Origin of the sequence: Streptomyces sp. NBC_00872 (genome assembly GCF_045161915.1) — a bacterium.
Lineage (GTDB): Bacteria > Actinomycetota > Actinomycetes > Streptomycetales > Streptomycetaceae > Streptomyces.
On sequence record NZ_CP108806.1, the window covers coordinates 5,515,922 to 5,542,370 of the forward strand.

Sequence of the window (26,449 nt, forward strand, 5' to 3'; positions counted from 1 at the left end):
GGACCGTCACCTGCCTCACAGACTCAACCGATCACCACGACTGACACCACGACTGACCATCCCGGCACAGAGAGCGGAACACATTGATGTACGACCTGGTAGTGGTGGGCGCAGGCCCCTATGGACTCTCCATCGCCGCGCACGCCGCGGCGGCCGGACTCGATCTGCGGGTCTTCGGCAGGCCGATGGCCTCATGGCGGGACCACATGCCCCCCGGGATGTATCTGAAATCCGAACCGTGGGCGTCGAATCTCTCCGATCCGGCAGGCGCGTTCGGTCTGGCCGACTACGCCGCCACCCAGGGGGTGGAGGTACGGCACGGCGTTCCGCTGCCGGTCGGCTTCTTCGCCTCGTACGGACTCTGGTTCGCGCAGCGCGCGGTCCCGCCCGTCGACGAACGTATGGTCACGGCCGTCCGGCCCGTCCTGGGCGGATTCCGGCTCTCCACCGAGGACGGCGAGAGTGTGCTCGCCCGTACGGTGGCGCTCGCGGTCGGGGTGATGCCCTTCGTCGACATCCCCGCGCCCCTGCACGCGCTCACCCGCGAACAGGTGACGCACAGCAGTCACCACGCGGATCTGACGCGCTTCGTGGGGCGGGACGTGACCGTCATCGGCGCGGGCCAGGCGGCCCTGGAGACCGCTGCCCTCCTCGCCGAACAGGGCACCACCGTCAGGGTGGTGGCCCGGTCCGGCCGGCTGAACTGGAACACCCTGCCGCCGCCCCTGGACCGCCCCGTCAGGGAGACGGTCCGTATGCCGCACACCGGACTGGGCTGCGGATGGAAGAACTGGCTCTACGCGGAGACCCCGGGCCTCTTCCGGCGGCTGCCGGCCCCGACCCGGGCGCGGGTCTTCACCTCGGCGCTGGGACCGGCGGGCGCGTGGTGGCTGCGGGAGCGGTTCGAGCCGGCGGTGGACGTCAGGCTGGGCGAGAGTCTGGCGAGCGCGGACCCGATGGACAACGGCGGTGTACGGCTCGAACTGGTCGCCACCACCGGCCGGGTGCAGACCGTGGAGACGGATCATGTCATCGCCGCCACCGGATTCACCCCGGGGCTGGAACGGCTCGGTCTTCTCGACGGCGAACTGCGGGCCGCGCTGGCGACGGTCTCTCCCAGCACCGCGCCGGAGGCGAGCCCGCTCTTCGAGTCCTCGCACCCGGGGCTCTTCGTGGCCGGGCTGCTGAGCGCCCCGTCGTTCGGCCCGTCGATGCGGTTCGTGTACGGGGCCGCGTACACCGCCGAGCGGCTGGTACGGGGGGTGCGGCGGCGGCTCGGATCGCGCGGCGGGTCGCTCGGTACGGTCCGGCAGCGGCAGGCGTCGCCCGCGTCGGAGCCGATGTCGGCGACGGCCGGGAAGTCCCTGCTGACCTGAACCGATCTGACGTGACGTCAGGACCCGCTCGCCCAGGTCCGTCGGCCGGGAGGATCCGCCGCGATTCTCCCGGCCGGCCGGATATGCCGGCGTCCGCGGCCGGTTGAGGTCAGACGCGGGCGGGCGCGGTGCTGCGCCGGTACAGGATCCCGCCGCCGAGCAGCAGACCCATGCTCATCGCCGCCATGCCGAGCAGACCGGCGTCACTGCCGGTGGAGGCGAGTTCCGTGACGGGCGCGGGGGACTCGGGCCGGGAGGGCGTGGCCGGAGGGACCGTGTCAGGAACGACCGTGTCAGGAATGACCTTGTCCCCCGGGGGTGTGTGCGGAACGGGCGGTGTGACCTCCGTACCGCCGGGCGGCTCCTCACCTCCGGGAGTCTCGGGGGTTTCCGGCACCGTGGGCGTTCCGGGGGGCTCCGGCAGCGGGTGCGCGGGGACCTCGGGGGCCGCCACCGGCGCACCGTTCTCACACCGGTTGCCGAACGCCGGGTTGAGGACGCCGATCAGATCGGCGGAGTTGCCGCAGACGTTCAGCGGGATGTGGAGCGGTGCCTGGACGACATTGCCCGAGCCCACACCCGGCGATCCCTTGGCGATGGCACTGGCACTGGCACCGGCGCCGGTGCCCACGGCCTCCTTGCGCGGGTGCCCTTCCGTGCGGGGGTGCGTCTCGTGCCGCTGCGGGGCGTGGGCGGGCGTGTCCTCCGGGGCGGCCACCGGGGCGTGGTCCGGCCCCTGGGGGGCGGACGGCGTCCGGTCGTCGTGCCGCTGGGACGCCGAGGGTGCCTGGTGCGCCGGGTGCGCCGGGTGCGACGGGGTCCGCTCACGCGCCGCCGAGTGTCCCGGCCGGCCCGACGCGTTGCCACAGCCGTTGCCGAAAGCGGGATTGCCCACGCCGACGACGTCCACGGTGTTCCCGCAGACATTGACCGGGACCTCAATGGGTGCCTGGACACTGTTGCCCGAGAGCACACCCGGTGATCTGGCGGCCACCCCGTCGCTCTCCACCGCGATGGCATAGCCACCGCTCAGGGACAGCACGCTCGACGCCGCCGCGGCGGTGAGCAGCCCTTTGCTGATGAGGTCTCGCATCTGATCTCTTCTCCTCCTGCTGTGACATCGGGGCCGGCCGAGACCGGTCCCGAAGCAGGGGAACCCCGCGCTTCGGGACCGGACGGGCAACGTCAGGCGTTGGCGCAGGCGTTGCCGAAGGCGGGGTTCAGTACACCGATGACGTCGACGGTGTTGCCGCACAGGTTGATGGGTACGTGGATGGGAAGCTGAAGGACATTGCCCGAGAGCACGCCGGGAGAACCGATCGCGACGCCCTCGGCTTCGGCGTCGGCCATGGCCGGAGCCGCGGCGCCCATCGTCATGAGCAGACCTGCGACGACTGTTGCGGCCTTCTTGCACTTCATCGTGAGCCCTTTCCGCAGCGGCGTTCCCGTCCGCACGACTGTCGTGGCACGCGAGCATCGAATTCTCAGCTCCTGCGTCCGCTGCTGGAACACCAACGAGTTGGCCCTTGGCAAGGAAACTGTGCTGTTTTATGGCTTTCTCTGGTTCACTCGATTGCCGCGTGAAGGTATTCGGGATTTTCGTTTCTGCGTAAGAAGGGGCCGTTCGTGGAATACGACGACGGGCCGGCCGGGGCGTCATTGCCCCGGCCGGCCCGTCGGCCCGGAACGCGGTCCGGGCGAACGTGTACGGATCAGTTGTTGCCGGCACCGTTGCCGGACAGGACCGGGATGTCGTCCAGGATGTGCGACAGCGGCTCGTCACCCTTGGCCTGGGTGGAGTTCTCCGCGCACTGCTGGTTCTGCGGGGAGGCCAGGATATTGAGGTCCTGGACGGAGATCGGCGTGGGGACACCGGCGAGTGTGCTGATGTTGGCCTTGACCGGCACACCGACACACAGCTTGTTCAGCGAGCCCTGGACCAGCTCCAGCTGGGGGCTCATCTTGCCCTTGGTCGTGGAGTTGCCGAAGGCCTGCTCGGCGCCGTTGCCACTGGCGGAGGTGGTGCCACTGTCATCGCCGATGGCGAACGCGGTGGGCGCCGCCGCAGCCGAAATGCCGACCACGGAGGCGGCGACGGCCGCGCCGGCCATAATCTTCTTGATCACGGTGTGTTCCTTTTCTCAGGAATGCAGGTGGAGCGACCTGGACAACCCGATGTGGGCAGTTTGGTTCCGCTGCTTCACTCGATCGGCTTGTCGGCTGTCGGTAATAGGCCGTTGGAGTGAAGGTCCAGAACCAAACCCCCGGTGGGAAGTTGCTCAGGGGGCCCCGGGGACTTGGGGCATCCTTCAGAAGGGGACTCATCGTGATGATCAAGAAGGTCATGGCCGCTGCGGCTGTCGCCGCTTCCGTCGTCGGCGTCTCGGCCGCCGCCGCTCCGCAGGCTCTCGCCATCGGTAATGACAGTGGCACCACCTCCGCCAGCGGCAACGGGGCCTGGCAGGCCTACGGCAACTCGGCGACGTACGGCAACATGAGCCCGCAGATGGCACTTATCCAGGGTTCGCTGAACAAGCCGTGCATCGGTCTGCCGGCGAAGCTGAACCTCGCCTCCCTCGCGGGTGCTACGCCGATCGCTCTTCAGGACATCAATATCCTGTCGTCGCCGCAGAACCAGCAGTGTGTCGAGAACTCCACCCAGGCCAAGGGCGACGAGCCCCTCTCGCACCTTCTGAACAACATCCCCATCCTGTCCGGCAATGGCACGGGCAACAACTGAGAAATCGACTGAACCGACCGGACCACCGCTGTCTTCCGCGGTGGTCCGGTCTTTTTCTCTGTTTCTCAGTTAATGCGGTACGCCGTTCGGGGGAACGGCCGCAACCATTCCGTCCACCGGCGGTTGAGCAGCACGGACTCCACCGGTGGGGTCCGACTTTCCGGAAAGGCATCCAAATGAAGAAGCTGTGGGCAACCGCTGCCGTAGCGGCCACGATCGTCGGGGCTTCGGCCGCCGCCGTGTCGCCGGCCCTCGCCATCGGTGACGACCAGGGCACCACCTCGTTCAGCGGCAACGGTGCCAAGCAGGCCTTCGGCAACTCCGTGACCAAGGGCGACATGAGCCCGCAGCTCGGGCTGGTCCAGGGCTCGCTGAACAAGCCGTGCATCGGTCTGCCGCTGAAGGCGAACGTCGCCTCCCTCGTGGGTGCTACGCCGATCGCTCTTCAGGACATCAATGTCCTGTCGTCGCCGCAGAACCAGCAGTGTGTCGAGAACTCCACCCAGGCCAAGGGCGACGAGCCGCTGTCGCACATCCTGGACGACATCCCGGTCCTGTCCGGGAACGGTGTCGGCAACAACTGACGCCCACGGAGGCCCGGTTCGGCGGTGCGCCGGACCGGGCCTCCGTCATGTGCGGCGAGGGTCACCCCGGGGGCGGCCGGCGCCGGTCCCGCGGGTGGGTAGTGTGCCGGGATGCTCACCGTGACATCCGTGAATGTGAATGGCCTGCGAGCCGCCGCCAGGAAGGGCTTCGTGGAGTGGCTGGCGGAGACCTCCGCCGATGTGGTCTGCCTCCAGGAGGTACGGGCCGAGCCGGGGCAGTTGCCCGGGGCCGTACGGGAGCCGGAGGGCTGGTACGTCCTGCACGCCCCGGCGGCGGCCAAGGGCCGCGCGGGTGTCTCGCTCCTCTCGCGCCGGGAGCCGGAGCGTACGCGGACCGGATTCGGCAGCGCGGAGTTCGACACGAGCGGGCGGTACGCCGAGATCGATCTGCCGGGTGTCACGGTGGCCAGCCTCTATCTGCCGTCGGGCGAGGCGGGCACGGAGCGGCAGGACGAGAAGGTCCGGTTCATGGACGAGTTCCTCCCGTATCTGGCGGAGCTGAGGGAGCGCGCCGCCGCCGACGGGCGTGAGGTGCTGGTCTGCGGCGACTGGAACATCGCCCACCAGGAGGCCGACCTCAAGAACTGGCGGGGCAACAGGAAGTCCTCCGGATTCCTCCCCGAGGAGCGCGCCTGGCTGACCCGGCTCTACGAGGAGACCGGGTACACGGATGTGATGCGCGCCCTCCATCCCGGCCAGGAGGGGCCGTACTCCTGGTGGTCCTACCGGGGGCGTGCCTTCGACAACGACAGCGGCTGGCGTATCGACCTGCATGTCGCCACGGCCGGTCTGGCCGGGCGTGCGGTCAAGGGCTGGGTGGAGCGCGCGGCGGCGCACGAGGAGCGGTGGAGCGACCACGCGCCGGTGGCGGTGGCCTACGAGAGCTGAGAGTCCGGAGATCCACAGGCTCCGGAGTCCGGACGTCCCGCGGCGGCTCAGGCGCCGGCGGAGCCGGTGGCGTACCCGGTGCGCAGACGGCGGTCCAGGGCCATGGAGAACTCCGCCTCGACGATGCTCTTCGCCAGCGGGCGGAGTCTGGCGGAGTCCTCGGCGGTGGTGTGGGCGGCGAGGAACGCGCTGAAGAGCTCCGCCATGGCGTCCGTGTGGGCGCGGACCTCGCGGGCGGTCTCCAGGATCGAGGCGAGCGGGACCCCCTCGCGGACCAGGGCCGCGGAGGCGTCCAGCAGCCGGCGGCTGATGTGGACGATCTCGTCGCCGTCCGTGGCCAGATAGCCGAGGGCGAGGGAGGTGGCGAGATTCTCCGCGGTGACCTCGCCCTCGAAGTAGTCCGCGAGCTCCTCGGGGGAGAGCCGGACGGGGGTCTCCCCGGTGGCTTCGCCGAGGCCCAGGACTTCGCCGACATCGCGCCCGCTCTCGAAGGCGGTGGCGAGCTCGGCGATGCCGTTCAGGGTGTGGCCGCGCTCCAGCAGGGCCGCGATCGTACGGAGCCGGGCCAGGTGATGGGTGTCGTACCAGGCGATCCTGCCCTCGCGGCGCGGTGGCTGTATCAGCCCGCGCTCACGGTAGAAGCGCACGGTGCGGACGGTGATGCCCGCCTCCCGTGCCAGCTCCTCCATCCGGTACTCCATGCGGGGAAGCTTATGTCGTACCGCCGGTAACGTGTTTCCACCCGCCCCCTACCCATGAGTACGGAGCTGCTCTACGCTCCGGATTGCGCCAGTGATCGCTGGCGCGGTTCATGATGTCCGGCGGCAGGAGGCGGTATGGGCCAGCACGTACGCGTGGCGGTGGTCGGATCCGGATTCGGTGGCCTCGGGGCGGCGGTCCGGCTGCGCAGAGAGGGGATAACCGACTTCGTCGTCCTGGAACGGGCGGGCTCGGTCGGCGGGACCTGGCGGGACAACAGCTATCCGGGGTGTGCCTGCGATGTGCCGTCGCACCTCTACTCGTTCTCGTTCGCGCCCAACCCCGACTGGCCGCGCGTCTTCTCCGGGCAGCGGCACATAAGGGCCTATCTGGAGCGGATCGCGGACGCCTTCGGACTCCGGCCGCATCTGCGGCTGCACCACGAGGTCCGGCTGATGCGCTGGGACAGCGACGCCCTGCACTGGGAGATAGAGACCTCGCGGGGGAACTTCACCGCGGAGGTGGTGGTCTCCGCGACCGGGCCGCTGTCGGATCCCCGGATCCCGGAGGTCCCCGGGCTCGCCGGATTCCCGGGCAAGGTCTTCCACTCGGCGCGCTGGGACCACGACTACGAGCTGCGCGGCAAGCGCGTCGCCGTGATCGGCACCGGCGCCTCCGCGATCCAGATCGTCCCCGCGATCCAGCGGGAAGCCGCCAGGCTGACGCTCTTTCAGCGGACCCCGCCCTGGGTGATGCCGCGTGCGGACCGCGCGATATCCACGGCCGAGCGCCGGCTGCACCGGGCGCTGCCCTTCACCGGGACCGTACGGCGCAAACTGCTCTGGGGCATCAGGGAGTTGCAGGTCCAGGCGTTCACCAAGCGGCCGAACGAACTCGGGCTCGTCGAGGCCCTCGCCAAGGCCAATATCGCGAAGGCGATCAAGGACCCCGAGCTGCGGGCCGTGCTGACCCCCTCGTACCGCATCGGATGCAAGCGCATCCTGCTCTCCAGCTCGTACTATCCGGCGCTCGCGCAGCCGAACGTCGATGTGATCGCCTCGGGCCTCGCCGAGGTGCGCGGCTCGACGCTGGTCGCCGCGGACGGTACGGAGTGCGAGGCGGACGCCGTGATCTTCGGGACCGGCTTCCATGTGACCGACATGCCGATCGCGGAACGGGTCGTCGGCGCCGACGGGCGCACACTCGCCGAGACCTGGCGGAACGGTATGGAGTCGCTGCGCGGCGCGACCGCGGCCGGCTTCCCCAACTGGATGACGATCATCGGCCCCAACACCGGTCTGGGGAACTCCTCGATGATTCTGATGATCGAGGCCCAGCTCGCCTATATGGCCGACTATCTGCGGCAGCTCGACGGCCTCGGCGCTGTCGGCGGACGCGCGGCGCTGGCGGCCCGGCCCGCGGCCGTACGCGCCTGGAACCACCGGGTGCAGGAGCGGATGAGGCGGACCGTGTGGAACACGGGCGGCTGCACGAGCTGGTATCTGGACGCCAACGGACGCAACACCACCATCTGGCCCGGCACGACAACGGAGTTCCGCAGGGCCACGCGCCGCGTCGATCTCTCGGAGTACGAGGTGATCCGCGCCGCGGGACCGCACACGGATGTCGCGGGGTGCGCCGGCGGGAGCGGCGCGAGGGAGGCCGTCCGATGAGCGCGCCGCAGACGGCGGGTACGCCCGGCCGGCCGCCCCGGGGGCGTGGGACGACCGCCGTCTCCGCCGACGGATCCCGTGTCCATATCGAGGTGTTCGGCCCCGAGGGCCGGCCCGCCGTCGTACTGGCCCATGGCTGGACCTGCTCCATCCGCTTCTGGTCCGCGCAGATCGAGAACCTCGCCGCCGACCACCGGGTGATCGCCTACGACCAGCGCGGACACGGCCGTACGCCGCTGCCCGGCCGGAGCGGATACTCCACCGACGCGCTCGCCGACGATCTGGAGGCGGTGCTCGCCGCCACCCTGGCACCGGGCGAACAGGCCGTGTTCGTGGGGCACTCGATGGGCGGTATGGCCTTGCTGGCCGCCGCGCGCAGGCCCGCCTTCCGGGAGCACGCCGCCGCCGTGCTGCTGTGCAGCACGGGCAGTTCGCGGCTGGTCGCCGAGGCGCTGGTGGTGCCGATGCGCGCCGGGCGCGTACGGACGCGGCTCACCCGGCTCGTCCTCGGCGCCCGCGCCCCGCTGGGCCCCGTCACACCGCTGTCCAGGCGGATCCTGCGCTACGGGACGATGGGCCCGGGAGCCGCGCCGGAGCGGATCGCCCGGTGCGCGAGGATCGTGCACGCCTGTCCGCGGGTCTCCCGGGTCGCCTGGTCACGGGTGCTCGGCGCGCTCGATCTCGACGCGGACGTACGGGAGTTGAGGGTGCCCACCGCCGTACTGGTGGGGACCGCGGACCGGCTGACCCCGCCGGTCCAGGCACGGGCGCTGGCCGCCGCGCTGCCCGACTGCGCCGGTCTGACCGTACTGGCCGGGACCGGACATATGACGCCGGTGGAGGCGCCGGAGGCCGTCACGGCCAGGATCCGTGAGCTGGCCGCCGCCCATGCCGGACCGAGGGAGGACGCGGCATGAGCCGGCGCGGGGATCTCGAAGGCCGGGTCGCGGTGGTCACCGGCGCGGCGCGCGGTGTCGGTGAACTGCTCGCCCGCAAGCTCTCCGCGCGCGGCGCGAAGGTGGCGCTCGTCGGTCTGGAGCCGGACGAACTGAGGAGTGTCGCAGCCCGGCTGCACGCGGACCGCGAGCACTGGCACGCGGATGTCACCGACCACGTGGCGATGGAGCGGGTCGCGCGGGAGGTCAAGGAGCGTTTCGGCGCGGTGGACATCGTCGTCGCCAACGCGGGTGTGGCCGCCGGCGGACCGTTCGCGGACTCCGATCCGCAGGCGTGGCGACGGGTCGTCGAGGTCAATCTGATAGGCGGCGCCGTCACGGCGCGGGCGTTCCTGCCGCTGCTCAGGGAGAGCCGCGGCTACTTCCTCCAGATCGCCTCGCTGGCCGCGATCATCCCCGCGCCGATGATGACCGCGTACTGCGCGTCCAAGTCCGGTGCCGAGGCCTTCGCGCACAGTCTGCGCTCCGAGGTCGCCCACCAGGGCGTGCGGGTCGGCGTCGGCTATCTGTCCTGGACGGACACCGACATGGTGCGCGGCGCCGACCAGGACGAGGTGATGCGGGAGATGCGCCGGCGGCTGCCCTGGCCGGCGAACCGTACGTATCCGCTCGGGCCGGCCGTCGACCGGATCGTCGCGGGGATAGAGCGGCGCTCGGCGCATGTCTACGCGCAGTGGTGGCTGTGCGGGACGCAGTCGGTACGGGGCTGTCTGCCGGGGCTCGTCGCGGTCGTCGGCGCGCGGGAGATGAGGCGCTTCGGACCCCGTCCGGCCGTGGTGCGCAAGGGACTTGTGGGTGCGGGCGGGGCCGCCGACGAGCGCGAGCGCACACAGCGTGACTGATCGAAATGCGCGGAATGTCGGGGCGTGTAAGTCTGGTCGAGGCCCCACCCCCCACCCCCCACCTCTTCCAGGAGTTGAAATTCCATGGGTATTTCCGACCAGTTCAAGGACAAGGCGCAAGAGCTCGGAGACCGGGCGAAGGCGCAGATGGGCGACAACCAGAGGGACGAGCAGTCCCCGCGTTCACAGCAGAGCCGCCAGGGCCAGGGCCAGCAGGGTCAGGGCCAGGGCCAGCAGGGCCAGGGCCAGGGCCAGGGCCAGCCGAACCGGCACGGGCAGCAGCCGGCTCAGCCGGCCCAGCCGGGTCAGCACGGACAGGCGGGCCGCAACCCGCAGGGCAACGACCGTGCCCAGGACCGCGACAACCAGTCGCCTCGCAGGGCGCAGGACGCGCGCGACGAGTTCGACGACCACTTCGACGCCTGAGCGAATGGCCCGAGGGCTTGAGTGTCCGAGGGTTTGAGTGCCTGAGTGCCTGAGGGCTTGAGGGCCTGACAAGAGGCGCACCCGGTTCGCCGGGTGCGCCTTCTTTCTGTGCCGTCCGGCTCTCAGTCCGTCTCGCGCGGCGGCAGCGGGGGACGGCGCAGATCGGGCACGGCTCCGTACCCCGGCGGTGTCGAGGCCGGCTGCCCCGCCAGCAGATCCAGCGCCACCCACACCGCGTCGTCGAGCTGGGCGTGCCGGCCCTCCGCCCAGTCGAGCGGGGTGCGCAGCGCCTCGATGTCGGGCTCCACACCGTGGTTCTCCACGGACCAGCCGTACGCGTCGAACCAGGCCGCGTTCATCGGCACCGTGATCACCGTGCCGTCGGTGAGACGGTGGCGTCCCGTGATGCCGACGACCCCGCCCCAGGTCCGCTGGCCCACCACCGGGCCCAGATTCAGCAGCCGGAAGGCGGCGGTGATCATGTCGCCGTCGGAGGAGGTCGCCTCGTCGGCGAGCGCCACGACCGGGCCGCGCGGCGCGTTGGAGGCGTACGAGACGGGCTGGGCGTCACGCGTCAGATCCCAGCCGATGATCCTGCGGCTGAGCTTCTCCACCACCAGCTCGCTGATATGGCCGCCCGCGTTGCCCCGTACGTCCACGATCAGCGCGGGCCGCGAGACCTCAAGGCGCAGATCGCGGTTGAACTGCGCCCAGCCCGAGCCGCCCATGTCGGGGATATGCAGATAGCCGCATCTGCCGCCGCTGATCTCCCGTACCACGGCACGGCGTTTGGCCACCCAGTCCTGGTAGCGCAGCGGGCGCTCGTCGATGAGCGGGACGACCGCGACCCGGCGGGAGGGGGCTTTGCCCTCGGCGGGCCGGAAGGTCAGCTCGACCGTGGTGCCTCCGGCGGCGGCGAGCAGCGGATAGGGGCCCGCCACCGGATCGACGGGCCGGCCGTCGACATGGGTGAGGACCGCTCCCTCGCGGATACCCGTACCGGCGAGCGGTGAGCGGGCCTTGGAGTCGGAGGAGTCGCCGGGCAGGATCCGCTTGATCACCCAGGCGCCGTCCCGGCAGACCAGATTGGCGCCGAGCAGTCCGATCGGGCGCTGGTAGTGCGGCGGGCCCTCGTTGCGGCGGGCGGGGGTGACATACGCGTGGGAGGTGCCCAGCTCGCCGAGGACCTCACGGAGCAGATCCGCGAACTCGTCGGGGGAGGCGACCCGTTCGACCAGCGGACGGTACTGGGCGAGGACACCGTCCCAGTCGATACCGCACATCCCCGGCTCCCAGAAGTACGCGCGGATGATGCGGCCCGCCTCGTCGAACGCCTGGCGCCACTCCGCGCCGGGGTCGACGTCGTGCAGGATCCGGCGCAGATCGAGAAAGACGGTCGAGTCGCCGTCGCCCGGTTCGGTGGCGGGTACGGCGCGTAGGTCGCCGTCGTCCACGACCACCAGCCTGGTGCCGTCACCGCTGGTCGCGAACCAGTCCAGATGGTCCACGAGTTCGCTCTTACGGGCCTTGACGATGTCGAAGTGTTCGAGGGTGGGGCGTCCCGACATGTCCGCGGGGTTGGCGAAGGTCTCGCCGAGCGCGCCCGAGATCGGCCAGCGCAGCCAGACCAGACCGCCGCCGCTGACCGGGCGCAGTGCCGAGTACTTGGACGCGGTGACGGGGAACGGGGTGACCCGTTCCGCCAGACCCTCGACCTCGACCGTGACCGTACCGTCGCCGGACTCGCTGTCCGACGGGTCGAGTCCGCCCGCGGCGGGGCGGCCGTCCGGGGACAGCGCGAACGGCGACGGGGTGGCGGAGGAGAGCGGTACGAGATAGGGGCGGCAGCCGAGCGGGAAGGAGAGGTCGCCGGTGTGCACGTCGTACACCGGGTCGAAGCCGCGCCAGGACAGGAACGCGAGATAGCGGCCGTCGCTGGTGAAGACCGGATTCTCGTCCTCGAAGCGGCCGTTGGTGACATCGACGACCGTGCGGGCGAAACTCCCGGCGATCTTGGCCAGCTTGATCTGGCGCAGGGAGCGGCCGATACCGGGGTGGGACCAGGTGAGCCAGTCGCCGTCGGGCGAGAAGGCGAGATCGGCGACGGGGCCGTTGATGGAGTGGATGAGCTCGGTGACGCGGTCGGGGACGGGGGCCGGGGCCGGGGCTGGGGCGGGTGCGGGACCGGGCGGCGGTGCTGCCGGTTCCGGTGCCGGTGTCGACGCCGGTTCGGGTGCGGGTGTTCCCTCGGGGGGCGCGGGGGGCGTGTCCGGTGCCTCGGGCCGCTCGTCCGTTTCCTGTGTTTCCCGCGTTTCCTCGGGCTCCTTCTCCTCGGGCCCCGGCTCCTCCGCCTCCGTTTCCTCTTCGCCCTCTCCCTCCTCTTCCTCCGTGACATCCACGAGCAGCAGCCTCCCGTCGTGGGAGGCGATCGCTATCCGCTCGCCGTCCGGGTCGGCGACCATCTCCAGTACGCGGCCGAGCTGTCCGGACGCCAGCCGGCGCGGCGGCCGGTCCCCGCTCGCGCGGGGCAGATACGCGATCTCTATGGCGTCCTCACCGTCCGCGTCGGTGATGTAGGCGACCTGGCCGCCGCTGCCGAGCATCCTCGGGAGCCTGACCCGTACGCCATGGGTGTCGGCGATCGTCCGGGCCGGGCCGTCGCGGTGGGTGAGCCAGTACAGGCTGCCGCGCACGGAGACGGCGCTCGCCCGGCCCGTCGTGTCCACGGATATCCCGTTGACGTGGCTGGACGCGGGGACCTGATAGCCCCGGCGCCCCGCGCGCTGCCCGCCGAGCCGTACGTCCAGCTTGCGGGGCACCGAGCCGGCGGCCAGCGAGTCGACCAGCCAGAGATCGCCCGCGCACTGGTAGACGACCCGGCGGCCGTCGGACGACGCGTGGCGTGCGTAGAAGGCGTCGTGATCGGTGTGGCGGAGCAGCCCGGTGCCGTCGGGACGGCAGGAGTAGAGATTGCCGACGCCCTCGTGGTCGGAGAGGAACGCGATACGTCCGCCGACGAACATCGGGCAGTCGAGATGGCCCCCGAGGTCCGCGAGCAGCCGCTTGCCGTGCAGCCAGAGCCGTCCCATCGCCCCGCCGCGGTACCGCTTCCAGGCGGCGGGTTCGTGCGGCGGCTTGCCGGTGAGCAGGAGCGTACGGTGCTCGCCGTCGATGTCCGCGACGGCGATGTCGTTGACCGGGCCCCAGGGCAGCGCGCCGCCGGGGGAGCCGTCGGTGGGGAGGCCGTAGGCCCAGGCGAAGTAGGAGAACGGCCGGCCGTGCGAGGAGACGGCGAGTATCTGGGAGTCGCCGTCGCTGTCGGGAGGCGTCCAGCCGCAGACGCGGGTGTCGGTGGCGCCCCAGTAGGTGAGCCGGCGGGCCGGTCCGCCGTCCACCGGGGCCAGATGTATCTCGGGGTCGAGGCTGCGCCAGGTCGTATAGGCGATGTGGCGGCCGTCGGGCGAGAAGCGGGGGTGACCGACTCTGGTGCGGTCGACGGTCACCCGCCAGGCGCGTTCGGGCCGATGCCCGGCCGGTGCGAGGGGGGCGACCCAGAGGTCGTCCTCGGCGGCGAAGCACAGCAAGTCGTCGTGCAGGTGCGGGAAGCGAAGATACGCGACGTCGTCACTCACCCCCCAATGCTGCCCTTTCCGAGCCCGATCCGCCTCTGCGCCTCGACTTCCGACGGGGGCCGTGGCGCGCCTGCGACGCGTGGTGCGGGTGGTGTGCCGCGGCTGTGGTGCAGGCCACAAGCGAAACGGGCCCGTTTCGCTTTCCGCCGGGTTATCTTCGTACTGTACGAAACGGTTTCGTTCGGGAGGTCGGGTCATGGCACGCAGCAGGCTTACGCCGGAGCGCGAAGCCGAGCTGTACGGTGCCGTGCTCGATCTGCTGCGCGAGGTCGGCTACGACGCCCTCACCATGGACGCCGTCGCCGCCCGTACCCGGTCCAGCAAGGCCACCCTCTACCGCCAGTGGGGGAGCAAGCCCGAGCTGGTCGTCCGTGCCATGCGGCACAACAAGCCCGTCAGTCTCGAACAGCTCGACACCGGTTCGCTCCGCGGCGATTTCCACGCGCTGCTGGCGGCCGGCGACGACTGCCAGATGGAACGGGACTCCGCGCTGATGCGGGGCCTGTTCCATGCCGTCCACAACAACCCCGATCTCCACCAGGCGCTGCGCGAGCTGCTGATCGAGCCCGAGATCAACGGACTCCAGGCGCTGCTGCGACGTGCCGTGGACCGTGGCGAGATCGCCGCGGACAATCCCGCGCTCAAGTACGTCACACACATGCTGGTCGGCGCCTTGGTCGCCCGGCAGCTGATCGAGGACCGGTCGCCGGACCGGACTTTCCTCAGGTCGTATCTCGACGCCGTGGTCCTCCCCTCCCTCGGCGTCTGACCGTCCCCCGCAGGACCCCTCACCTGACGAGTGCCGCTCTCGCCGTCGGGCCGGCTCCCCATGCCCTGATCCATCGATAGACCGGGAGTACGCCCTCGTGGCCACGTTTCTCTACAAGCTCGGACGGCTGGCCTTCCGGCGCCGCCACTATGTCGCCCTGTTGTGGGTGGCACTGCTGGCGCTCGCCGGAGTCGGTGCCGCATCCGCGTCCACGCCCACGTCCAGTTCCTTCTCCATCCCGGGAACGGAGGCCCAGAAGGCCTTCGACCTGCTGGAACAGCGCTTCCCCGGAGGCAGCGCCGACGGCGCCACCGCCCGGGTCGTCTTCAAGGCGCCCGCGAACGAGAAGATGACCGACGCCGGCCACAAGGCCGAGGTCCGCGCGATCGTGGACGAGCTGTCGGGCGGTTCCGGCCAGGTCTCCTCGGTGACCGATCCGTACACCGCGAACGCGGTCTCGAAGGACGGGTCGACGGCGTATGTCTCGGTCTCGTACAAGGTCGCCTCGATGGAGCTGACCGACGAGACCCGTACGGCACTGGAGGAGACCGGCGCCGAGGCACGGGCGCAGGGGATGGCGGTGGAGATCGGCGGTGACGCGCTCCAGGCCGCCCCGGAGACCGGGGCCACCGAGATCATCGGTGTGGCCATCGCGGCGGTCGTACTCGTCATCACGTTCGGATCGCTGATCGCCGCCGGGCTTCCGCTGCTCACCGCGCTCATCGGGGTCGGCGTCGGTATCTCCACGATCACCGCGCTCGCCAATGTCCTGGACCTGGGCTCCACCACCTCGACCCTCGCGATGATGATCGGCCTCGCGGTCGGTATCGACTACGCGCTGTTCATCGTCTCCCGCTACCGGGCCGAACTGGCCGAGGGCAGAGAACGCGAGGAGGCCGCGGGGCGGGCCGTAGGCACCGCCGGGTCCGCCGTGGTCTTCGCCGGGCTGACGGTCGTCATCGCGCTGGTCGGTCTCGCCGTGGTCAATATCCCGATGCTCAGCAAGATGGGCTTCGCCGCCGCCGGTACGGTCGTGATCGCCGTCCTCATCGCGCTCACCCTCATCCCGGCGCTGCTCGGCTTCGCGGGCAAGCGGGTGCACGGGCGCAAGGCCCGCCAGGCGCTGGAGAGCCAGGCCGCGGGACACCACCACCACGCCGGGCACAAGCCCAATCTGGGCACCCGCTGGGCGCGGTTCGTACTGCGCCGGCCCGTCACCGTACTGATCACGGCCGTCCTCGGGCTCGGGGCGATCGCCCTTCCTGCGACCTCGCTGGAACTGGGTCTGCCGGACGACGGTTCGCAGCCCGTGAGCACCACCCAGCGCAAGGCGTACGACCTGCTCTCCGACGGTTTCGGCCCCGGCTTCAACGGGCCGCTGATGGTCGTGGTCGACGGCAAGGCCGACGACAACGCCAAGGCGGCGGCCACCGAGGTCGCCGACACCGTGAAGAAGATGGACGGCGTCGCCGTCGTCACCCCGTCCACCCTCAACAAGGCGGGCGACACCGCGACCATCACGGTGATCCCCGAGGACCGTCCGTCGTCGGTCGAGACCGAGAACCTGGTCCACTCCATCCGTGACACGGGCGGACGGATCGCGGCGGACAGCGGGGCCGAGGTCCTGGTCACCGGCGCCACCGCGATGAACATCGACTTCTCGGAGAAGATGAACGACGCGCTGATCCCGTATCTGGCGCTCGTCGTCGGACTGGCCTTCCTGCTGCTGATGCTGGTCTTCCGGTCGGTGCTCGTACCGCTCAAGGCGGCGCTCGGCTTCCTGCTCTCCGTCGTCGCCGCGCTCGGCGCGGTGGTCGCGGTCTTCCAGTGGGGCTGGCTCGGCGGGCTGCTGGGGGTCGAGCAGACCGGTCCTGTGATGTCGATGATGCCGATCTTCATGGTGGGCGTGGTGTTCGGTCTGGCCATGGACTACGAGGTCTTCCTGGTCACCCGGATGCGCGAGGCGTATGTCCATGGCGAGCGGCCCGGCGAGGCGATCGTCACCGGCTTCCGGCACGGCGCCCGGGTGGTCTCGGCCGCGGCGGTGATCATGATCGCCGTCTTCGCGGGCTTCATCGGTTCCAGCGAGTCGATGATCAAGATGATCGGCTTCGGTCTCGCGATCGCCGTCTTCTTCGACGCGTTCGTGGTCCGGATGGCGATCGTGCCCGCGGTGCTCGCGCTGCTCGGTGGGAAGGCCTGGTGGCTGCCGCGCTGGCTGGACCGGGCGCTGCCCAATGTGGACGTCGAGGGCGAGGCGCTGCGCAAGCGGCTCGGGGACACGGCCGGTGCGGACGGCGGTCCGGGGCCGGAGCGTGAGCTGGTCGGCGTCTGAGGCGCCGAGACCGAGTCCTCCCGGGATCGGGGGACGTTCCGGGATCACCGAGGACGTCCCGGGAACACCGGGGGACGACGGTCTCACCCTGAACGCCGGGACCGCGGCGTGAGCGGCGCATGGTCCCGGTACGCGCCGGCAGCCGTGGGGACGGGAGCCGGAGCGACGCGCACGGCCCGGTCGTACACCTCCTGGGCGAGGTGTACGACCGGGCCGTCGTGCTGTCCCCGGGGCGCCCGCGGCTCCCCGGGGTCTCCCCCGGCGCGCCCGCGGACCGCTCATGTGCGGTGGAGCAGCCTGCCCAGTTCGTTGTCGACCTGTATGTCGTGGCGCTCCTCGCCCGCGGGGATCATCGCGTACGAACTCCGCAGGAACCTGCGCAGCGGCGCGGAGTCGAACTGCACCATCGCCACGCCTTCCGGCGAGTGGAACTCCAGCACCGTCTGGGCCCGGCCGCACGGCCAGACCTGGACGTCGCCGTCGCCGGAGGGGAGTCGCAGGCCCTCGTCGAGAAGATCCCGGGCGAAGGCCCAGATCACCTCTCTGTCGTCGAGGGAGACCTCGGCCGGGAACACGATGCGCATGGCGAGCGGGTCGTCACCGTCGTAGCGAAGGGTGACGGAGACGGCCTTGTGGTGGGGGGCGTCCGTGATGAGACGGCATTTGGCGGGCTGCTCGACGACGGGTGACATCGGCTGGCTCCTCTGCACTGCTGCTGTGGCTGCGAACGCGGCTGGGGGCGCGGGTGCGGCTGCTACTGCGGCTGGGCTCGCCTCGGGAACTGGAGCAAACCTCCTCCATTTGAGAGAGGTTTAGTACTTAATCCTACAAAGAATATGCATTTATCCCTAATTTTCCCGGAACTGATATCGGCCGATCACCGATACGGCAACTCGCGTACAACCTGCTCTTGCGAACTGTTCGCAACAGGGCTCTACTTTGGAACGGCCTGCCACCCCCACGGCACCCCCGGCGTACCCCTCGCGCGCACCACCAGCAGGAAGCGGAGCCCGTTCATGCATGTCCCCGACGGATTCATCGATGTCCCCGTCTCGGTCGCCGCCGGCGTCGTCGCGGCGGGTGCCGTGGCGGTCAGTCTGCGCGGAGCGCGCCGTGAGCTGGACGAGCGCACCGCGCCGCTCGCCGGACTGGTCGCCGCCTTCATCTTCGCCGTGCAGATGCTCAACTTCCCCGTGGCGGCCGGTACGAGCGGCCATCTGCTGGGCGGGGCGCTGGCGGCGATACTCGTCGGCCCGTATACCGGCGTCCTCTGTGTCTCCGTCGTCCTGCTGATGCAGGGCATCCTCTTCGCGGACGGCGGGCTCACCGCGCTCGGTGTGAACATCACCGTCATGGCCGTGGTGACGACCGTCGTCTCGTACACGCTCTTCCGCGGCCTGGTGAAGGTACTGCCGCGCACCCGCCGCTCCGTGACCGTCTCCACCTTCGTCGCCGCGCTGGTCTCCGTACCGGCCGCGGCCCTCGCGTTCACCGGTATCTACGCCGTCGGGGGGACGACGGACGTACCGATCGGCAAGGTGCTGACCGCGATGGTCGGTGTCCATCTGCTCATCGGGATCGGCGAGGCCGTGATCACCGCGCTGACGGTCGGCGCCGTCATCGCCGTACGGCCCGATCTGGTCCATGGCGCCCGGGGGCTCACCGCGCCGCTGAAGCTGCGGGTGGGCGGGGAACTGGTGGATGCCGCGCCGGCGGCCGTGCCCGTGGCGGCCGCCGTGGCCGCCGGGACCGGGACTGGGACCGGGACCGGGACCGGGGCCGCGACCGGGACACCCGCCGCCGCCCGCTCGCCCCGGCGGCTCTGGGCCACGGGCCTGGTCACCGCCCTCGTCCTGGCCGGATTCGTCTCCTTCTACGCCTCCGCCGACCCCGACGGTCTGGAGAAGGTCGCCGCGGACCACGGCATCGACAGAAAGACCGAGGAGCACGCCTCCGCCGACTCCCCGCTCGCCGACTACGGGGTCGAGGACATCTCCGACGCCCGGCTCTCCGGCGGTCTCGCCGGGGTGATCGGGGTGGGCGCCACGGTCGCCGTGGGCAGCGGGGTCTTCTGGGCGGTGCGCCGCCGCCGCAACGGGACCGCCGCGTCCCCGTCCGCCGGGTCCGCCGTCGGCGGGAACGTCTGAGATGGGCGCGGGTCACGCCCACAAGCTCTACCGGCACGGGCACTCGCCGGTCCACCGGCTGCCCCCGCACTGCAAGCTCGCCGCCGTCCTCTGCTTCGTGATCGTGGTGGTCTCCACCCCGCGCGAGGCGGTCTGGGCGTTCGCGCTCTACGGGGTGCTGCTCGGGGTGGTCGCCGCGGTGGCCCGTATCCCCGCCGGCTTTCTGCTGCGCCGGCTGCTGATCGAGATCCCGTTCGTGGCGTTCGCGGTGCTCATGCCGTTCGTGGTCCCGGGCGACCAGGTCCGGTTCCTGGGACTGTCGTTGAGCGTGCCCGGTCTCTGGGGGGCCTGGAACGTACTCGCCAAGGGCACACTGGGCGTCGCCGCGTCCGTGATCCTCGCGTCCACGACCGAGCTGCGTTCCCTGCTGCTCGGTCTCCAGCGGCTGAGGCTGCCGTCACTGCTCGTACAGATCGCCTCCTTCATGATCCGGTACGGCGATGTCATCACCGACGAGATGCGCCGGATGTCGATCGCCCGGCGCTCGCGCGGCTTCGAGGCGCGGGGCGTGCGGCACTGGGGAGTGCTGGCCAAATCCGCCGGCGCGCTCTTCATCCGCTCCTACGAGCGGGGTGAGCGCGTCCATCTGGCGATGGTGAGCCGGGGGTACACGGGCACCATGCCGGTCATCGACGAGGTGACCGCGTCCCGGGCGCAGTGGACCTATGCCGCCGCCCTCCCGCTGACGGCGCTCGCCGTCTGTCTGCTTGGCTGGACCCTATGACCGTCTCTTCCGTTTCCGCCGCCGGACCCCCGGCGCCGGCCCCGCCGTCCCTTGAGGTCAGCGGGCTCGCCTACGCCTATCCGGACGGCCATCAGGCCCTCTTCGGCGTCGATCTGACCGTGGGGCGCGGTGAGCGGGTCGCGCTGCTCGGCCCCAACGGCGCGGGCAAGACCACGCTCGTCCTGCATCTCAACGGGATCCTCACGGCGGGCGCCGGTTCGGTCGCGGTCGCCGGGCTGCCGGTGGCCAAGCGGAATCTGGCCGAGATCCGGCGCCGGGTGGGCATCGTCTTCCAGGACCCTGACGACCAGTTGTTCATGCCGACGGTACGGGAGGACGTGGCGTTCGGCCCGGCCGCCGCCGGACTGCGCGGGCCCGAGCTGGAGGCACGGGTCGTCACCGCGCTGGGCCGGGTCGGGATGGCGGAGTACGCGGAGCGCCCGCCGCACCATCTCTCCTTCGGGCAGCGGCGCCGGGTCGCCGTGGCGACCGTACTGGCGATGGAACCGGAGATCCTCGTCCTCGACGAGCCCTCGTCCAATCTCGATCCCGCGTCCCGGCGTGAACTCGCCGACATCCTGCGGTCGCTGGACATCACCGTGCTGATGGTCACGCACGATCTGCCGTACGCGCTCGAACTCTGCCCCCGTGCGGTGATCCTCAGCGACGGTGTCATCGTGGCGGACGGACCCACGCACGGGCTGCTCGGCGACGAGAAGCTGATGGCCGCGCACCGGCTGGAGCTGCCGTTCGGATTCGACCCGCGTTCCGTGTCGCCGGGACACGTTGCACCATAGAGGGGGTCACGCCGCAGGGGTGTGGCGCGCGATGACGGGGTGGGTGGCGCGGGCGTGGACGTCCAGGGCACGGTGGCGGCGGGCTTCGAGCCGGTCAGGGACGCTTTCGTACGGAATTTCGAGCGGCTCGGTGAACGGGGCGCGGCGGTCGCCGTCTTCCAGGACGGGCACAAGGTCGTGGACCTGTGGGCGGGAACGCGCGATGTGGACGGAGCGGTGCGGGGGCCGGGACCGGGCGCGGGAGCGGTCGCGGGCACCGGTACGGACTCCGGTACGGGGACGGACTCCGGTACGGGGACGGCCATCGGTACGGGGACGGCTTTCGGCACCGGTACGGCTTCCGGCATCGGTGCCGGGACGGACGGGGGTGCTCCCGGGCAGGTGCCGGAGGGCCATGTCCCGGATCCGGCGCCCTGGGCGGTGGACACCGCACAGATCGTCCGCTCGGCGACGAAGGGGGTCGCCGCCGCCGTACCGCTCCTGCTGCACCAGCGTGGACAGATCGATCTCGACGCCCCGGTCGGTACGTACTGGCCGGAGTTCAAGGCCGCGGGCAAGGAGCGGGTGCTCGTACGGCATCTCCTCTCGCACCGCGCGGGCGTACCCGTACTCGACCGGCCGCTGACCCCGGCCGAGGCGCTCGACGGCGAGTCGGGGGCGCGGGCGCTGGCCGCCCAGCGGCCCGTCTGGGAACCGGGCACGGACCACGGCTACCACGCGCACACCTACAGCTGGCTGATCGCCGAACTGGTCAGACGCGTCACCGGGCGCACTGTCGGCCGGTGGATCGCCGAGGAGATCGCCCGTCCGCTGGGGCTGGACTTCTGGGTCGGGCTGCCGGCCGAGGAGGCCCACCGGGTGGGGCGGATCGGACCGCTGACGGAGCCGGCCGCGTCCGGCGGCGCGCTGCGGCTGCGGCCCAAGCGGTCGGTCTCCGACGCGTACCGGGACACGGACTCGCTCACCCGCCGCGCGTTCGGGGTGATCGATCCGCGGCCCGACGAGAACGACCCGGCGTACCGGGCCGCCATGCTCCCCGGCTCCGGCGGTATCTCGACGGCGCGTGCGCTGGCGCGGTGCTACGCCGCGATGATCGGCCCCGTCGACGGCCACCGGCTCTTCGCGCCCGCCACGCTGACCCTGGCGCGTACGGAGGAGTCGGCGGGCCCGGACCGGGTCCTGGTCGTCGCCACCCGCTTCGGTCTGGGCTACATGCTGCACGGACCGGCGGCGCCGCTGCTCGGCCCCGGCTCCTTCGGGCATCCGGGGCGCGGCGGCTCGCTGGGCTTCGCGGACCCCGAGTCGGGGATCGCGTTCGGGTATGTGACGAACGGTATGCGCAAGGGAGTCACGGCCGACCCCCGCGCACAGGCTCTGGTGCGGGCGGTGCGCTCGGTACCGTCGGTACGGCCGGAGGCGTGACGGCCGGGTCACACGTAATCGCGCTCGGGGCCGACCGGTACGACGTTGGTGAGGTCCACGGCCGGGCGCAGCGCCTCGGCGATCTTGACGGCGTCGTCCACGGCCCACAAGTGGGTGAAGAACAGGCGCGGTTCCTCCGTCAGCCCGTGGTTGTGGACCTCGACGAGACTGATGCCGCCGCGCCGTAGTGTCGTGAGGACGTCCTGCACCTCGTCGGCGACCATGGCGAAGTCGCCGTTGAGCGCGGCCCGGCCGCCGCCCAGGGGCTGGAAGTTGAAGGCCGAGGTGGCCCCCAGGCCTGGGGGCAGCACCATGTGCCCGTCGATGATGGGCTCGCGGCGGGCGAAGACGGACTTGTAGATCCCGCGGTCGTTCTCGCCCTTGACCCCCATCACGGCCTCGATCGCCTCGATGTCCAGATCGAGCCGCGGCGGACGTCCCGTCGGCCGGGCGGGCGGGCTCGACGTCCGGTCCATGGCCGCGCGCAGCCCGCGGGCCAGCGGCACCGGGTCGTCCCCGTGACCGTGGATATGGGTCCACCAGACGTCGGGGGAGTGGGCGAGCAGATGCTTGTGGAGGGCGGTCACCGCGATTCCGTGATCGGCCAACGCGTCGATCACCTTCTGGAGTTCGTCCTCGGTGACATTCAGATCGCCCATGACCAGGACGCTGTCGTCGCTGTACCGGACGAAGGCCATGTGGGAACCCAGGGCGAGTTCGGGCGCCACCTCGACGCCGTAGGAGATCACCTTGAGGTCGTCGCGTGCGAAGCGGGTGTGGTAGAAGAGGCCGCGTACGAGGCTGCCCGGACGGCCCAGCACGTCCGCGACCTCTTTCCAGTGCCCTGCCGTCGTGGGCACCGGGGTGAGATGCGCGGGGCCGCCTCCCCCTTCCTTCTCCTCCTTCGCCCCGGGGACTCCGGTCACGTCGGCCTTCGCCGGCTCGGCCAGGGCGACCATCGTCCCCATACCGGCGAACACCGGCGCCAGCGCGGCCGCGACGAGCAGTCGGCGGCGGGGCGCCGCTGCCGCCGCCGTGTCCGGTGCGCCGGCTCCGTCCGTGCCGGGTCCGTTCGCGGCGGGTCTGTCCGCGCCGGTTTCATCCGTCCTGGTGTCGTCCGTCCTGTTTTCGTGCTCCACGTCTCCGCTCATCACCTTTGTACCTCCGTGACGCGATCAAAACATGATCCGACGGAGCGCGCGATCCATGAGAGGACGCCCGGGGAACTCTGGTGCGGGGCGCCCGGCCGGCGACATCATCGCCCCATGACACGTTTCGAGGGATACGGCGTACTGATCACCGGAGCGGGGCGCGGCATCGGCGAGGCGACCGCGCGCCGGCTGGCCGAGGAGGGCGCGCGCGTCCTGGTGACGGACCTGGACGAGAAACGGGCGGCACGGGCGGCCGAGACCATCCCGGGCGCGGTGGCCTACGGGTGCGATGTGGCCGACCGCTCGTCGGTGGAGGCGGCGGTCGCGTACGCGGTGGAGCGCTTCGGCTCACTGGACGTGCTGGTCAACAACGCCTACGCGTGCGCGCCGGACGCCCCGCTCTTCGAGGACGAACCGGACGAGGTCTGGGCGCGGGATCTCGACATCACGCTCACGGGCGCGTTCCGCTGCGCCCGCGCGGCGCTTCCGCATCTCGTGGCGTCGGGCCGGGGCGCGATCGTCACGATCGGGTCCGTCAACGGCGAGCAGGACTTCGGCAATCACGCCTACAGCGCGGCCAAGGCGGGCCTGGCGAGCCTCACTCGTACCCTCGCCGGCCACGCGGCGCCGCGAGGTGTCCGCGTGAACCTCGTCGCCCCGGGCACGATCGCCACGGACGCCTGGGCGGGCCGGCAGGCGGAGTTGGGCCGCGCGGCGCCGCACTACCCGATGGGCCGGGTGGGCACGCCGGGAGATGTGGCGTCGGCGGTGGCGTTCCTGGCCTCCCAGGACGCGGCGTGGATCACGGGGGTGACGCTGCCGGTGGACGGCGGGCTGCTGACGAGCAATGTGGGTCTGCGACGGGCGCTGGGCTCAGCCGGCGGTGTGGAGCATGAGACCGATTCCCACCACCATCAGACCTGCCGCCGCGATCCTCGGGGTGCCGAAGCGCTCCTTGAAGAAGAGCGCGCCGATCGCCGCGCCCACGATGATGGAGGACTCGCGCAGTGCCGCGATCGGTGCGAGAGGGGCGCGGGTCTGGGCCCACAGGACCAGACCGTAGGCCAGCATGGAGAGGGCCGCGCCGAGCAGGCCCAGGACGGCGTGGGGGCGGAGCTGGGTGAGCAGCCGGGCGCGGCGGGTGTGCAGGGCGTACGCCGGGATCAGGGCGCCCTCCAGGATCATCAGCCAGGCGATGTAGCCGATCGGTGAGCCCGAGTTCCGTACGCCCAGGCCGTCCACGACGGTGTACGCGGCGATCGAGAGACCGGTCGCGACCGCGGCGAGCAGCGCGGCCCAGTGGGGCCCGTGCCCCGCCGTGCCTGCCGCGCCGGTCTTCCCGGCTGTCCCCGCTGTCCCCGCTGTCCCCGCTGTCCCCGTTGTCCCCGTCGTGTCCGTCGTGTCAGCCGTCCCTCGCGTCCCTCGCATCCCTCGCGTCCCCGAGCCACGTATCCCCCAGAGCGCGACGCCCAGCAGTCCCGCCGAGGCGACCGCCACGCCCGTCGCCTGCCAGGCGTCCAGGGACTCGCCCACGAAGACCGCCGCCAGCACGGTGACCACCAGGGGCGCCGTACCGCGTGCGATCGGGTACATCTGGCCGAAGTCGCCGAGGCTGAACGAGCGCATCAGCAGCGCCTGGTAGCCGATGTGCAGCAGCGCCGAGACGATCATGTACCGCCAGGCCGCCCGGTGCGGCAGCGGCGCGAAGCAGGCGATCACCGCGCCGATCGCCGCGGCGCCGCCGCCGATCAGGGTGAACGCGACAAGCTGGTCTTTTATGGTGTGCGCGATGGCGTTCCAGGCCGCGTGGGTGAAAGCGGCGACCAGGACCGCGACCGCGACGAGCGGTGTCACGCCTTGCGCTCGCGTACATCCACCAGGGTGCCGCCCGCGTGCGCGACCAGGGATGCCGGTTCCATGGGGAACACCGTGTGCGGTGTGCCCGCCGCCGCCCACACCACGGCGTGGGCGAGCAGCCCCCGGTCGGCGAGAACGCGGGTCTTCGTACGGTGCCCGAAGGGCGGGACGCCGCCGATGGCGTATCCGGTGGTCTCCCGTACGACCTCGGCGTCGGCCCGCTTCACGGCCGCCGCGCCCAACTCCCGCCGTACGCGCTCCACATCGACCCGTGAGGCACCGTCCATCAGGACCAGCACGGGCACCCCGTCCGCCTCGAATACCAGCGACTTGACGATCTCGCCCAGACCGCAGCCGATCGCGGCGGCGGCCTCCGCGGCGGTGCGGGTGGCGTCGGGGAAGCGGCGGATCCGGCCCTTGATCTCGTCGAGGCCCAGCTCGCGCAGGGCCTTGGCGAAACGGGGGTGGGCGGCGGAGGCGGTGGTGTCGGAAGTGCTCATGCGCCGCACGCTAGCGGTCACGGCACGGCCCGTACCACCGGCTTTCCTCCGGTGGGAGACCCTGGCGGCGAGACCCACGGAGCGTATGGGCCCGTGGAGCGTGTGGGCCCGTGGTCACTCCCCGGTGGTGTCGGCCGCGCCAGCGGTGCCGCCGGTGTCGGCCGCGTCGAGGAGAATCCGCGCCAGTTCGCCCGGACGGGAGAACATCGGCCAGTGGCCGGTGTCCATCTCGACCAGCCGCCAGTGCTCACTGGTCAGCAACTGGGCCACCTCCTCGCTCGGTTCCGGTCCGTCGAGCAGGCACTTGATGTAGGTCGCCGGGAGCTCGCCGAGCGGCCGTGTCAGCACGGCCGGCTCGGACAGGGAGGCGCCCGGGTGGGGCGTCGAGCCGCTGACGATCCGTGTGATCTGCTCATCGGTGAGGCCCTGGCCGGCGTAGTCGCCCGCCGTCAGCGGTGCCCAGAAGCCGCCGTTCCCCGCGATCGCGGCCTCCAGTTTCGCCGGGCCCTCCCACCAGCCGGAGACGAACGACTGGCCTTCGGCCGGAACATCGGAATCGACGAAGACCACGCGGGCCAGCCGGTCGCCGATCCGCTCGGCGGCCTGGCCGACCGGGATGCCCGAATAGCTGTGCCCGACCAGGACGACATCGCGCAGATCGTGGCGTTCGACCTCGTCGACGATGTCCTGGACATGGGTCCGCTGCCCGGCGGGCACGCCCCGCTTCTCCGCAAGGCCGGACAGCGTCAACGGGTGGACGCCGTGGCCGGCCGCACGCAGCGGCGGCACCACCTCGTCCCACGCCCAGGATCCGAGCCACGCGCCTGCGACAAGTACGAATTCCGTCATAGCGGCAACCTAACGGAGGGGT

At 71.2% G+C, this 26,449-nt stretch carries 24 protein-coding genes and 1 pseudogene; 15 read left to right on the plus strand and 10 right to left on the minus strand.

Annotated elements, in window-relative coordinates; genetic code table 11:
• Positions 1–86: 86 nt before the first annotated feature.
• The gene (locus OG214_RS23770; RefSeq protein ID WP_405985890.1) at positions 87–1,376 is read left to right on the plus strand and encodes an NAD(P)-binding domain-containing protein; all 1,290 of its coding nucleotides are present in this window, start codon (positions 87–89) and stop codon (positions 1,374–1,376) included.
• Between the two features lie 109 nt (positions 1,377–1,485).
• Here OG214_RS23770 and OG214_RS23775 read toward each other — a convergent pair whose 3' ends face one another.
• The 3 genes from OG214_RS23775 to OG214_RS23785 form a co-directional block, all read right to left on the minus strand.
• Entirely contained in the window at positions 1,486–2,469 is a 984-nt protein-coding gene (locus OG214_RS23775) for a chaplin (protein WP_405985891.1), read from the minus strand.
• A 92-nt stretch (positions 2,470–2,561) separates the two neighbouring features.
• Complete coding sequence (locus tag OG214_RS23780) at positions 2,562–2,795, minus strand: chaplin (protein ID WP_405985892.1); 234 nt, start codon at positions 2,793–2,795, stop codon at positions 2,562–2,564.
• Positions 2,796–3,088: 293 nt separating this feature from the next.
• On the minus strand, positions 3,089–3,499 hold the full coding sequence (locus OG214_RS23785) for a rodlin (RefSeq protein WP_405987588.1): 411 nt from the start codon (positions 3,497–3,499) through the stop codon (positions 3,089–3,091).
• Between the two features lie 206 nt (positions 3,500–3,705).
• On the opposite strand from OG214_RS23785, the gene OG214_RS23790 reads away from it, so the two are divergent.
• The 3 genes from OG214_RS23790 (at position 3,706) to OG214_RS23800 (ending at position 5,609) form a co-directional block, all read left to right on the plus strand.
• Entirely contained in the window at positions 3,706–4,116 is a 411-nt protein-coding gene (locus OG214_RS23790) for a rodlin (RefSeq protein WP_405987589.1), read from the plus strand.
• 176 nt (positions 4,117–4,292) lie between these two features.
• The gene (locus OG214_RS23795; RefSeq protein ID WP_405985893.1) at positions 4,293–4,700 is read left to right on the plus strand and encodes a rodlin; all 408 of its coding nucleotides are present in this window, start codon (positions 4,293–4,295) and stop codon (positions 4,698–4,700) included.
• 111 nt (positions 4,701–4,811) lie between these two features.
• Positions 4,812–5,609 (plus strand): exodeoxyribonuclease III, encoded by a 798-nt coding sequence (locus OG214_RS23800; RefSeq protein ID WP_363080556.1) that lies wholly within the window; start codon positions 4,812–4,814, stop codon positions 5,607–5,609.
• Between the two features lie 47 nt (positions 5,610–5,656).
• Here OG214_RS23800 and OG214_RS23805 read toward each other — a convergent pair whose 3' ends face one another.
• Complete coding sequence (locus OG214_RS23805) at positions 5,657–6,298, minus strand: MerR family transcriptional regulator (protein WP_405987590.1); 642 nt, start codon at positions 6,296–6,298, stop codon at positions 5,657–5,659.
• 147 nt (positions 6,299–6,445) lie between these two features.
• On the opposite strand from OG214_RS23805, the gene OG214_RS23810 reads away from it, so the two are divergent.
• The 4 genes from OG214_RS23810 to OG214_RS23825 all read left to right on the plus strand — a co-directional run bounded on the left by OG214_RS23810 (position 6,446) and on the right by OG214_RS23825 (position 10,205).
• A complete protein-coding gene (locus OG214_RS23810; RefSeq protein ID WP_405985894.1) occupies positions 6,446–7,981 on the plus strand; it encodes a flavin-containing monooxygenase in 1,536 nt (511 codons plus the stop codon).
• On the plus strand, positions 7,978–8,898 hold the full coding sequence (locus OG214_RS23815) for an alpha/beta fold hydrolase (RefSeq protein WP_405985895.1): 921 nt from the start codon (positions 7,978–7,980) through the stop codon (positions 8,896–8,898). The genes OG214_RS23810 and OG214_RS23815 overlap by 4 nt, the downstream gene beginning before the upstream one ends.
• Complete coding sequence (locus OG214_RS23820) at positions 8,895–9,779, plus strand: SDR family oxidoreductase (protein WP_405985896.1); 885 nt, start codon at positions 8,895–8,897, stop codon at positions 9,777–9,779. The genes OG214_RS23815 and OG214_RS23820 overlap by 4 nt, the downstream gene beginning before the upstream one ends.
• Before the next feature lie 84 nt (positions 9,780–9,863).
• A complete protein-coding gene (locus OG214_RS23825) occupies positions 9,864–10,205 on the plus strand; it encodes a hypothetical protein (protein WP_405985897.1) in 342 nt (113 codons plus the stop codon).
• A gap of 122 nt (positions 10,206–10,327) precedes the next feature.
• Here OG214_RS23825 and OG214_RS23830 read toward each other — a convergent pair whose 3' ends face one another.
• Positions 10,328–13,837 carry a S41 family peptidase gene (locus OG214_RS23830; RefSeq protein WP_405985898.1) on the minus strand — a complete coding sequence of 1,170 codons (3,510 nt, stop codon included), beginning with the start codon at positions 13,835–13,837 and terminating at the stop codon, positions 10,328–10,330.
• Between the two features lie 196 nt (positions 13,838–14,033).
• Between OG214_RS23830 and OG214_RS23835 the strand changes: the two genes are divergently transcribed.
• Together OG214_RS23835 and OG214_RS23840 are read left to right on the plus strand one after the other, a co-directional pair.
• Positions 14,034–14,606 (plus strand): TetR/AcrR family transcriptional regulator, encoded by a 573-nt coding sequence (locus OG214_RS23835; RefSeq protein WP_405985899.1) that lies wholly within the window; start codon positions 14,034–14,036, stop codon positions 14,604–14,606.
• A 97-nt stretch (positions 14,607–14,703) separates the two neighbouring features.
• A complete protein-coding gene (locus tag OG214_RS23840; protein ID WP_405985900.1) occupies positions 14,704–16,941 on the plus strand; it encodes an MMPL family transporter in 2,238 nt (745 codons plus the stop codon).
• Between the two features lie 278 nt (positions 16,942–17,219).
• On the opposite strand, the gene OG214_RS23845 is transcribed toward OG214_RS23840, so the two are convergent.
• Positions 17,220–17,633, minus strand: a complete 414-nt coding sequence (locus tag OG214_RS23845) for an SsgA family sporulation/cell division regulator (RefSeq protein ID WP_363080546.1) — start codon at positions 17,631–17,633, stop codon at positions 17,220–17,222.
• Positions 17,634–17,957: 324 nt separating this feature from the next.
• On the opposite strand from OG214_RS23845, the gene OG214_RS23850 reads away from it, so the two are divergent.
• The 4 genes from OG214_RS23850 to OG214_RS23865 are packed head-to-tail and all read left to right on the plus strand — an operon-like array spanning position 17,958 to position 22,070.
• The gene (locus tag OG214_RS23850; protein WP_405985901.1) at positions 17,958–19,088 is read left to right on the plus strand and encodes an energy-coupling factor ABC transporter permease; all 1,131 of its coding nucleotides are present in this window, start codon (positions 17,958–17,960) and stop codon (positions 19,086–19,088) included.
• A gap of 1 nt (position 19,089) precedes the next feature.
• Positions 19,090–19,851: a cobalt ECF transporter T component CbiQ gene (cbiQ, locus tag OG214_RS23855; RefSeq protein ID WP_405985902.1), complete on the plus strand. Its 762-nt coding sequence runs from the start codon at positions 19,090–19,092 to the stop codon at positions 19,849–19,851.
• Positions 19,848–20,648 (plus strand): energy-coupling factor ABC transporter ATP-binding protein, encoded by an 801-nt coding sequence (locus OG214_RS23860; RefSeq protein WP_405985903.1) that lies wholly within the window; start codon positions 19,848–19,850, stop codon positions 20,646–20,648. Before cbiQ ends, OG214_RS23860 begins: the two co-directional genes overlap by 4 nt.
• A 54-nt stretch (positions 20,649–20,702) precedes the next feature.
• Complete coding sequence (locus OG214_RS23865; protein WP_405987591.1) at positions 20,703–22,070, plus strand: serine hydrolase domain-containing protein; 1,368 nt, start codon at positions 20,703–20,705, stop codon at positions 22,068–22,070.
• Between the two features lie 8 nt (positions 22,071–22,078).
• On the opposite strand, the gene OG214_RS23870 is transcribed toward OG214_RS23865, so the two are convergent.
• Positions 22,079–23,221 (minus strand): DUF1259 domain-containing protein, encoded by a 1,143-nt coding sequence (locus OG214_RS23870; protein WP_405985904.1) that lies wholly within the window; start codon positions 23,219–23,221, stop codon positions 22,079–22,081.
• A 114-nt stretch (positions 23,222–23,335) separates the two neighbouring features.
• On the opposite strand from OG214_RS23870, the pseudogene OG214_RS23875 reads away from it, so the two are divergent.
• Positions 23,336–24,091: pseudogene (locus tag OG214_RS23875) on the plus strand (SDR family NAD(P)-dependent oxidoreductase); the annotation flags it as partial.
• 3 nt (positions 24,092–24,094) lie between these two features.
• Here OG214_RS23875 and OG214_RS23880 read toward each other — a convergent pair.
• The 3 genes from OG214_RS23880 to OG214_RS23890 form a co-directional block, all read right to left on the minus strand.
• Entirely contained in the window at positions 24,095–25,075 is a 981-nt protein-coding gene (locus OG214_RS23880) for an EamA family transporter (RefSeq protein ID WP_405985905.1), read from the minus strand.
• Positions 25,072–25,578, minus strand: a complete 507-nt coding sequence (locus tag OG214_RS23885) for a YbaK/EbsC family protein (protein ID WP_405985906.1) — start codon at positions 25,576–25,578, stop codon at positions 25,072–25,074. The genes OG214_RS23880 and OG214_RS23885 overlap by 4 nt, the downstream gene beginning before the upstream one ends.
• 114 nt (positions 25,579–25,692) lie before the next feature.
• Positions 25,693–26,427 (minus strand): alpha/beta fold hydrolase, encoded by a 735-nt coding sequence (locus OG214_RS23890; protein ID WP_405985907.1) that lies wholly within the window; start codon positions 26,425–26,427, stop codon positions 25,693–25,695.
• Positions 26,428–26,449 lie beyond the last annotated feature (22 nt).

Excerpts from the sequence above, each read along its gene's own strand:
- OG214_RS23885 (WP_405985906.1), bottom strand. The coding sequence starts at position 25,578 with ATGAGCACTTCCGACACCACCGCCTCCGCCGCCCACCCCCGTTTCGCC.
- OG214_RS23825 (WP_405985897.1), top strand. The coding sequence starts at position 9,864 with ATGGGTATTTCCGACCAGTTCAAGGACAAGGCGCAAGAGCTCGGAGAC.
- cbiQ (WP_405985902.1), top strand. The coding sequence starts at position 19,090 with ATGGGCGCGGGTCACGCCCACAAGCTCTACCGGCACGGGCACTCGCCG.
- OG214_RS23870 (WP_405985904.1), bottom strand. The coding sequence starts at position 23,221 with ATGAGCGGAGACGTGGAGCACGAAAACAGGACGGACGACACCAGGACG.
- OG214_RS23845 (WP_363080546.1), bottom strand. The coding sequence starts at position 17,633 with ATGTCACCCGTCGTCGAGCAGCCCGCCAAATGCCGTCTCATCACGGAC.
- OG214_RS23770 (WP_405985890.1), top strand. The coding sequence starts at position 87 with ATGTACGACCTGGTAGTGGTGGGCGCAGGCCCCTATGGACTCTCCATC.
- OG214_RS23800 (WP_363080556.1), top strand. The coding sequence starts at position 4,812 with ATGCTCACCGTGACATCCGTGAATGTGAATGGCCTGCGAGCCGCCGCC.
- OG214_RS23850 (WP_405985901.1), top strand. The coding sequence starts at position 17,958 with ATGCATGTCCCCGACGGATTCATCGATGTCCCCGTCTCGGTCGCCGCC.
- OG214_RS23780 (WP_405985892.1), bottom strand. The coding sequence starts at position 2,795 with ATGAAGTGCAAGAAGGCCGCAACAGTCGTCGCAGGTCTGCTCATGACG.
- OG214_RS23860 (WP_405985903.1), top strand. The coding sequence starts at position 19,848 with ATGACCGTCTCTTCCGTTTCCGCCGCCGGACCCCCGGCGCCGGCCCCG.
- OG214_RS23775 (WP_405985891.1), bottom strand. The coding sequence starts at position 2,469 with ATGCGAGACCTCATCAGCAAAGGGCTGCTCACCGCCGCGGCGGCGTCG.
- OG214_RS23810 (WP_405985894.1), top strand. The coding sequence starts at position 6,446 with ATGGGCCAGCACGTACGCGTGGCGGTGGTCGGATCCGGATTCGGTGGC.
- OG214_RS23795 (WP_405985893.1), top strand. The coding sequence starts at position 4,293 with ATGAAGAAGCTGTGGGCAACCGCTGCCGTAGCGGCCACGATCGTCGGG.
- OG214_RS23835 (WP_405985899.1), top strand. The coding sequence starts at position 14,034 with ATGGCACGCAGCAGGCTTACGCCGGAGCGCGAAGCCGAGCTGTACGGT.
- OG214_RS23815 (WP_405985895.1), top strand. The coding sequence starts at position 7,978 with ATGAGCGCGCCGCAGACGGCGGGTACGCCCGGCCGGCCGCCCCGGGGG.
- OG214_RS23820 (WP_405985896.1), top strand. The coding sequence starts at position 8,895 with ATGAGCCGGCGCGGGGATCTCGAAGGCCGGGTCGCGGTGGTCACCGGC.
- OG214_RS23890 (WP_405985907.1), bottom strand. The coding sequence starts at position 26,427 with ATGACGGAATTCGTACTTGTCGCAGGCGCGTGGCTCGGATCCTGGGCG.
- OG214_RS23805 (WP_405987590.1), bottom strand. The coding sequence starts at position 6,298 with ATGGAGGAGCTGGCACGGGAGGCGGGCATCACCGTCCGCACCGTGCGC.
- OG214_RS23790 (WP_405987589.1), top strand. The coding sequence starts at position 3,706 with ATGATCAAGAAGGTCATGGCCGCTGCGGCTGTCGCCGCTTCCGTCGTC.